The organism is Methylobacterium gossipiicola (genome assembly GCF_900113485.1).
In the GTDB taxonomy this organism is placed as follows: domain Bacteria; phylum Pseudomonadota; class Alphaproteobacteria; order Rhizobiales; family Beijerinckiaceae; genus Methylobacterium; species Methylobacterium gossipiicola.
In genome coordinates this window covers 298,064-305,400 of record NZ_FOPM01000003.1, presented here as the reverse complement: position 1 = coordinate 305,400, position 7,337 = coordinate 298,064, and the positions used below count along the sequence as shown (strand labels likewise).

Sequence of the window (7,337 nt, the reverse complement as noted above, 5' to 3'; positions counted from 1 at the left end):
CGAGAAGGTTCCGTGACGGGCGGGCGTAAGACGCTGAATTCACAGGGAAAGGTGATCCGTGGTCTGGCCAGACATGGTTGTGCCCCCCGCAGGCCCCCTCCCCTCTTGGCCAAGCGCACAGTGAGCGTAGCCTCATCATCCTTCGCCCCACAGGGGGACGTTGGAGAGACGGACGTCCGAGTTCCTCTGCGCGGTCCCAGGACAATAGGGAGCAAGGTACAGTCCGACCGTGACAAGCTTCCCTGGATTTTCGTTGCCTCTCGGCGCGACGGCTCACCGGGCGGGGACTACGAGTGCCCCACAAAACTCCCGATCACGGTCGGCTCTTGCCTTGGGCTCGACGGCGCTACGGGAGTTTTGTGAGAGACACTAAAAGCCCCCTCCCCTCTCCGAAGCGGCTACGGCATCCCGCGTCGGCGGCGCCCTCGGGCGGCATCGCGCAGCGCATAGACCGCCGCGCCCACGACCATGGCGGCGAGGGCGAACCAGGTCAGGGCGTAGACGAGGTGGTTGTCGGGAAACGCCACGACGGTGAGGCCCCCCAGCGGCAGGCCGCCCGGGTTGGGCGTCGCGTCGGCGTCGATGAAGTAGGGGGCGGCTAGGGTGACGTCGCGAGCCGCCGCGATCGCGGCGCTATCGCGCGAGTACCAGCGGCCGCCGGCCGGATCGTTGGTGCGCAGGAAGGCGCCGCCTGGCTCGGTGCTGCGAATCAGCCCGGTGATCCGCAACGGGCCGGCGACCTGTCCGGCCGCGCGGCTGGCAGGGTCGCGCCGATCGGCGGGCACGAAACCGCGATTGATCAAGATCGCCCGGCCGTCCGCCCCCACCAGGGGGGTGACGACCCAGAAGCCCGCGCCGGCCTCGGTGACGGCCTGAACCAGGGTTTCCCGGTCGTGGCGAAGCACCCCTTCGGCCACGACACGGCGATAGGGTTCGCAATCGTCGGTTCGACAATTCGTGGGGGCCGGCACGGGGGCGGCATGGAGGCGGGCCTCGACGCGGGCGACGAGGTCGTGCTTCCAGGCGCGGCGCTGGAGCTGCCAGACGCCGAGGGCCATGAGCCCGGCGGCCAGCCCGGCCGCCAGCACGCCGAACAGCCAGGCGCCGAGACGAAAACGGGCCGCACTCATGGAGTGCGGCCCTGCCGGACGGTCGGAGAGGCGCCCGGACGAGCGATCAATGCTGGTGCTGGTGCTGCATCGGCGCGGCACCGGGAGCCGCAGAACCCGAAGCCGGCGCCGGCTCGGAGGTCGCCGCCGGCATGTGCATGCCGTGGTCGGGCGGCATCATGTTGGTGTCGAGGTGGTACATCACCCACACCGAGCCCACGAGGGTGATGAGCACGAGGGTCAGGGTGAAGATCAGCGCCAGAATCGTCCAGCCGCCTTCCGACTTCGTATTCATGTGCAGGAAGTAGACCATGTGGACCACGATCTGCACCACGGCGAAGCCCATGACGATGATACCGGTGAGGCGCGGATTGCCGAGCACGTCGGCCATCACCAACCAGAACGGGATCGCCGTCAGGACCACCGACAGGACGAAGCCCGTCATGTAGCCCCGGAACGAGCCGTGCCCGCCCGGCATCTCGTGCACCTCGTGGCCACTGCCGCGAACGTGCGCGTCCTCCGTTGCGGCGCTCATCACAGGACTCCCATGAGGTACACGAAGGTAAACACGCCGATCCAGACCACGTCGAGGAAGTGCCAGAACATCGACAGGCAGAGGAGCCGGCGCTTGTTGGCGTCACCGAGACCCCGCATGTGCGCCTGGACCATGAGGACCACGAGCCAGACGAGCCCAAGGCTGACGTGCAACCCGTGGGTGCCCACGAGGGTGAAGAACGCCGACAGGAAGCCGCTGCGCTGGGGTGTGGCCCCCTCATGGATGAGGTGGTGGAACTCGTAGAGTTCGAGGCCGATGAAGCATAGGCCGAACAGGCCCGTGATGGCGAGCCAGAGCTGCATCCGGTCCTGGTCGTCCTTCTCCATCGCCAGCATGGCGAAGCCATAGGTGATGGAGGAGAACAGCAGCATCGAGGTGTTGAGGGCCACGAGCTTCAGGTCGAACAGATCCTTGGGCGAAGGACCGGCCGCGTAGTTGCGCCCCAGCACCGCGTAGACCGCGAACAGCGCCGCGAAGATGAGGCAGTCGCTCATGAGATAGAGCCAGAAGCCCAGCATCGTCCCATTCTCGGGATGATGCTGGCCTTCCGCGTCGAGGAAGACCGGGGTGTCCCCCGGTCCCTGGAAGTCTTCGGCGGTCAGGGCCGCCGTGGAATGCGCCGCCATGATCTTTAGACTCGTTCCGCCAGGAGGGCCGTGCGCGCATTCTCCGTCCGCACGACCTCGTCGGCGGGGATGTAGAAATCGCGGGCGTAGTTGAAGGTGTGGCCGATGGTGACCACCGTGAGGGCGAGGAAGCTCAGGGCCGCGAGCCACCAGATGTACCAGATCATCGCGAACGAGAAGACGATGCTCAGGACACCGAGGATGAGACCCGCCGCCGTGCTGCGCGGCATGTGGATCTTCTGGAACCCGCTGACCGGGCGGACATAGCCGCGCTTCTTCATGTCCCACCACGCGTCGTGGTCATGCACCACGGGCGTGAAGGCGAAGTTGTAGTCCGGCGGCGGCGACGAGGTCGCCCATTCCAGCGTCCGCCCATTCCACGGATCGCCGGTGACGTCCCGCAGCTGCTCGCGCTTGAGGAAGCTCACCACCAGGGTCACGGCGAAGGAGGCGATGCCCAGCAGAATGAGGAAGGCGCCGAAGGCCGCGATGACGAACCAGATCTGCAGGGAGGGATCGTCGAAGTGCTGCACGCGACGCGTCACGCCCATGAGGCCGAGGACGTAGAGCGGCGCGAAGGCGACCCAGAAGCCGACGAGCCAGAACCAGAACGAGGTCTTGCCCCAGAACGGATCGAGCTTGTAGCCGAACGCCTTCGGGAACCAGTAGGTGATCCCCGCCAGCATCCCGAACAGCACGCCGCCGATGATGACGTTGTGGAAGTGCGCGATGAGGAACAGGGAGTTGTGGAGCACGAAGTCGGCCGGGGGCACGGCGAGCAGCACGCCGGTCATGCCGCCGACGGTGAAGGTCACCATGAAGCCCACCGTCCAGAGCATGGGCACATCGAAGTCGATGCGGCCCTTGTACATGGTGAACAGCCAGTTGAAGATCTTGGCGCCCGTCGGGATCGAGATGATCATCGTCGTGATGCCGAAGAACGAGTTCACGCTCGCGCCCGAGCCCATGGTGAAGAAGTGGTGCAGCCACACGAGGTAGGACAGGATCGTGATCACCACCGTGGCGTAGACCATGGAGGCGTAGCCGAAGAGACGCTTGCGCGAGAACGTCGCGGTGATCTCGGAGAACACGCCGAAGGCCGGCAGGATGAGGATGTAGACCTCCGGGTGACCCCAGATCCAGATGAGGTTCACGTACATCATCGGGTTGCCGCCGAGGTCGTTCGAGAAGAAATGCGTGCCCACGTAACGGTCGAGGGACAGCATCGCCAGAACGGCCGTGAGGATCGGGAAGGCGGCGACGATGAGGATGTTGGTGCAGAGGGCCGTCCAGGTGAAGATCGGCATCTTCATCATGGTCATGCCGGGCGCCCGCATCTTCACGATGGTGGCGATGAGGTTGATGCCCGACAGCAGCGTGCCGATACCGGCGATCTGGAGCGCCCAGATATAATAGTCGACGCCGACCCCCGGGCTCATGGCCGGGCCGGAGAGCGGGGGATAGGCGAGCCAACCGGTGCGGGCGAACTCACCGACGAACAGCGAGGCCATGACCGTCACGGCCCCGGCCACCGTCATCCAGAAGCTGAAGTTGTTGAGGAACGGGAAGGCCACGTCGCGGGCACCGATCTGCAGCGGCACCACGAAGTTCATCAGGCCCGTCACCAGCGGCATCGCCACGAAGAAGATCATGATCACGCCGTGGGCGGTGAAGATCTGATCGTAGTGGTGCGGCGGCAGATAGCCCTCGACGTCGCCGAAGGCCATGGCCTGCTGGGCGCGCATCATCAGGGCGTCGGCGAAGCCGCGCAGGAGCATGACGAGGGCGAGCACGATGTACATGATGCCGATCTTCTTGTGATCGACACTCGTGAACCAATCCCGCCACAGGGGTCCCCAGAGGCGGAAATAGGTGAGCCCGCCCAGCACCACGAGGCCGCCGAGGGCGACCATGGCGAAGGTGACGAGGAGGATCGGTTCATGCAGCGGCACGGCGTCGAGCGTCAGACGCCCGAACAGGAGCTTCTGGAGATCCGGATTGGAGAACATGGGCCTGTCTCGTGAGAGGAGTGCCGAACGACATCGCGGGCGGGCGTGGCGTCCGCGCTATTTGTTGAGCTGACCGGGGGCGACGGGGTCGCTGCCCTTGGGGCCGTCGGCGGGCGCGCCGTGGTCCCCGTGGCCGGAATGGTCGTGACCCGTGGTCTCGGGCGCCCCCCTGGGCTTCACCTCGGGGGCGTTGGATTTCGGCTTCATGCCCTGGGGCTGCTCGGGGCTGTGCGATTCGCGGCCCGACCCGCCGACGGTGGCGGCGTTGCCCTCGTCGCCGCGCTCGGCGTAGCGGTTGTCGTATTCGAGGCGGGCGCGGTTCGCGTGGCTGTCCTTGCCGGCGCCGCCCTTGGCGTCGATGGCCATCATCTCGTGCATGCACATCTTGCCGGGCACGGCGCACATGTTGAGGATCTGGCCGTAGAGGCCGGGCTCCACCGAGGAGTAAAACCGCACGGGCTCGCGCTCGCTCGGCCGCTCGAGTTCGAGGTAGGCGTCGCGGCTGAGGGGCTTGTTCGCCGCCTTGGCCTTGGCGACCCAGGCGTCGAACCCGGCCTTGTCGAGGCCGACGAAGCGGAAGTTCATGCGCGAGAAGCCGGACCCGCTGTAATTGGCCGACTGGCCTTCATACATGCCGGCTTTGTTGATCACCGCGTGCAGCTTCGTCTCCATGCCGGGCATGGCGTAGATCTGCCCCGCGAGGGCCGGGATGAAGAACGAGTTCATCACCGTGGCGGCCGTGATCTTGAAGGTGATGGGCACATCGACGGGGGCGGCGATCTCGTTGACGGTGGCGATGCCCTGATCTGGGTAGAAGAACAGCCACTTCCAATCGAGTGCGACGACCTCGACCACGAGGGGCTTCACGCCCTCCGGCAGGGGTCGCGAGGCATCGATGCGGCTGAGCGGCCGGTACGGATCGAGGGTGTGGGTGCTGATCCAGGTCAGGGCGCCGAGGGCGATGACGATCACCAGGGGCGCCGACCAGATCATCACCTCGAGGTGGGTCGAGTGGTGCCAATCGGGATCGTAGGTGGCCTCCGTGTTCGCCTGGCGATAGCGCCACGCGAAGTACAGGGTCGCGACGATCACCGGGATGATGATCAGCAGCATCAGCGCCGTGGACGCCACGATGAGGTCGCGCTGCCGCAGGGCGATATCGCCCGACGGATTCATCACAACCATGTTGCACCCCGAGAGGAGGCCGAACACGGGCAGAAGAAGGAGCGTGCGAAAGGATCTGACGGTCATTGGGTCGGGCTGACGCGAACTCGATGATGCCGCCCGTGCCGTGCAGCCGGTGGCGACACGTCGAACGTGCCGCCTAGTGCGCTGCAACCGACCGGCCTGACAAGGGGGAAGGTTTGCTCTCAGATAGGCGTACAAAGCATAGCCAAACCCTAACGGGCGAGGCAATGTCGTTTCCCCTCTTCCGCCCCTCCCCTGGGGTGCGGCAGGGCAGCGCCCCGGTCCGGCGCGCCCCTGCCCCGCGTCCCGGGGGCTTGTGATTCGGCGGGAGTCTTGTCCTTTGGACAGGTCTCGCCCTTGGCGGCGGGTCTTGCCCTTTGACGCGGGCCGGTGGCAGGCCATAATCAGGATCGGGAGCGGGAGGCGCGTACGGACGCGACGCCTCCCCCCTTCAAGGAAGCGAGCATACGTCCCCGATGAGCGCAGATTACGCCGTGCCGTCCTCGACGCCCCTGGAGCGCGACGCCCACGCGACCCTGACCGACCATACGGTCGCCCCCGGCGAGATCGCCATCGGCGTGGTGATCGGCCGCGCCGCCGAGTATTTCGACTTCTTCGTCTACGGCATCGCGTCGGTGATCATCTTCCCGAAGGTGTTCTTCCCCTTCGCGGCGCCGCTCGCCGGCACGATCTACTCCTTCGCCCTGTTCGCCCTCGCCTTCGTCGCCCGGCCCATCGGCTCGGCGATCTTCCTCGAGGTGGACCGGCGGCACGGGCGCGGCGTCAAGCTCACCATCGCGCTGTTCCTGCTCGGCGGCTCCACGGCGGCCATCGCGTTCCTGCCGAACTACGCAACGCTGGGCGCCACGGCGATCTGGCTGCTCGCCGCCTTCCGCTGCGGCCAGGGCCTGGCGCTCGGCGGCGCCTGGGACGGCCTCGCCTCCCTGCTGGCCCTGAACGCGCCGGAGAACAAGCGCGGCTGGTACGCGATGATGCCGCAGCTCGGCGCGCCCATCGGCTTCATGCTGGCCTCGGCCCTGTTCGCGTTCTTCCTCGCCAACCTGTCGGAGGCGGACTTCCTCGATTTCGGCTGGCGCTATCCGTTCTTCGTCGCCTTCGCGGTCAACGTGGTGGCCCTGTTCGCCCGCCTGCGCCTCGTGGCGACGGAGGAGTTCGTCCGCCTCATCGAGAAGGGCGAACTCGAGCCGACGCCGGCCCTCGAGGCCCTGCGGGCGCATGGCCGCGACATCGTCATCGGCGCCTTCGTGCCCCTGGCGAGCTTCGCCCTGTTCCACCTCGTGACGGTGTTCCCGATCTCGTGGATCAACCTGTTCACCACCCGCTCCGTGGGCGAGTTCCTCATGGTGCAGTTCGCAGGCGCCACGGTCTGCGCGGGCGCCGTGGTGATCTCGGGCATCGTCGCCGACCAGATCGGCCGTCGGACCCTGGTGGCCGTGTCGGCCGGGCTGATCCTGCTGTTCGCCCTGGCCAGCATCGTCGCCCCCCTCCTCGTCGGCGACAGCGAGGTCGGCCAGACGATCTACGTTCTCGTCGGCTTCGGCCTCCTCGGCCTGTCCTACGGGCAGACCTCCGGCGCCGTGGCGAGCCAGTTCGGCTCCCGCTACCGCTACACCGGCTCGGCCCTCACGGCCGATCTCGCCTGGCTCATCGGCGCCGGTTTCGCCCCCCTGGTGGCGCTGAGCCTGTCGAGCGATTTCGGCCTCGCCTGGGTCGGCGTCTACCTGCTGTCGGGCGCCGTCGCGACCCTGGTGGCCCTCGGCTACAACCGCCGCACCTCGGCCCTGGCCTGAGACACGGCCGGGCCTTCGGGCCTCCTCCACGGAAAAGG

At 66.9% G+C, this 7,337-nt stretch carries 5 protein-coding genes and 1 pseudogene; 1 reads left to right on the top strand and 5 read right to left on the bottom strand.

Annotation, left to right across the window (positions count from 1 at the left end; all coding sequences use genetic code 11):
* Positions 1 to 398 precede the first annotated feature (398 nt).
* The 5 genes and pseudogenes from BM249_RS04375 to cyoA form a co-directional block, all read right to left on the bottom strand.
* Complete coding sequence (locus BM249_RS04375) at positions 399 to 1,130, bottom strand: SURF1 family protein (protein WP_091969328.1); 732 nt, start codon at positions 1,128 to 1,130, stop codon at positions 399 to 401.
* A 127-nt stretch (positions 1,131 to 1,257) separates the two neighbouring features.
* Positions 1,258 to 1,644: pseudogene (gene cyoD, locus BM249_RS04370) on the bottom strand (cytochrome o ubiquinol oxidase subunit IV); the annotation flags it as partial.
* A complete protein-coding gene (gene cyoC, locus BM249_RS04365) occupies positions 1,644 to 2,291 on the bottom strand; it encodes a cytochrome o ubiquinol oxidase subunit III (protein WP_091969326.1) in 648 nt (215 codons plus the stop codon). The pseudogene cyoD and the gene cyoC, both read right to left, overlap by 1 nt.
* A gap of 5 nt (positions 2,292 to 2,296) precedes the next feature.
* Positions 2,297 to 4,300 carry a cytochrome o ubiquinol oxidase subunit I gene (gene cyoB, locus BM249_RS04360; protein ID WP_091969324.1) on the bottom strand — a complete coding sequence of 668 codons (2,004 nt, stop codon included), beginning with the start codon at positions 4,298 to 4,300 and terminating at the stop codon, positions 2,297 to 2,299.
* A 57-nt stretch (positions 4,301 to 4,357) separates the two neighbouring features.
* On the bottom strand, positions 4,358 to 5,551 hold the full coding sequence (gene cyoA, locus BM249_RS04355) for a ubiquinol oxidase subunit II (RefSeq protein WP_091969322.1): 1,194 nt from the start codon (positions 5,549 to 5,551) through the stop codon (positions 4,358 to 4,360).
* Between the two features lie 413 nt (positions 5,552 to 5,964).
* On the opposite strand from cyoA, the gene BM249_RS04350 reads away from it, so the two are divergent.
* Positions 5,965 to 7,299, top strand: a complete 1,335-nt coding sequence (locus BM249_RS04350) for an MFS transporter (RefSeq protein WP_091969320.1) — start codon at positions 5,965 to 5,967, stop codon at positions 7,297 to 7,299.
* Positions 7,300 to 7,337 lie beyond the last annotated feature (38 nt).

Coding starts and splice junctions, on each gene's coding strand:
- BM249_RS04375 (WP_091969328.1), bottom strand. CDS start 1,130: ATGAGTGCGGCCCGTTTTCGTCTCGGCGCCTGGCTGTTCGGCGTGCTG.
- cyoC (WP_091969326.1), bottom strand. CDS start 2,291: ATGGCGGCGCATTCCACGGCGGCCCTGACCGCCGAAGACTTCCAGGGA.
- cyoB (WP_091969324.1), bottom strand. CDS start 4,300: ATGTTCTCCAATCCGGATCTCCAGAAGCTCCTGTTCGGGCGTCTGACG.
- cyoA (WP_091969322.1), bottom strand. CDS start 5,551: ATGACCGTCAGATCCTTTCGCACGCTCCTTCTTCTGCCCGTGTTCGGC.
- BM249_RS04350 (WP_091969320.1), top strand. CDS start 5,965: ATGAGCGCAGATTACGCCGTGCCGTCCTCGACGCCCCTGGAGCGCGAC.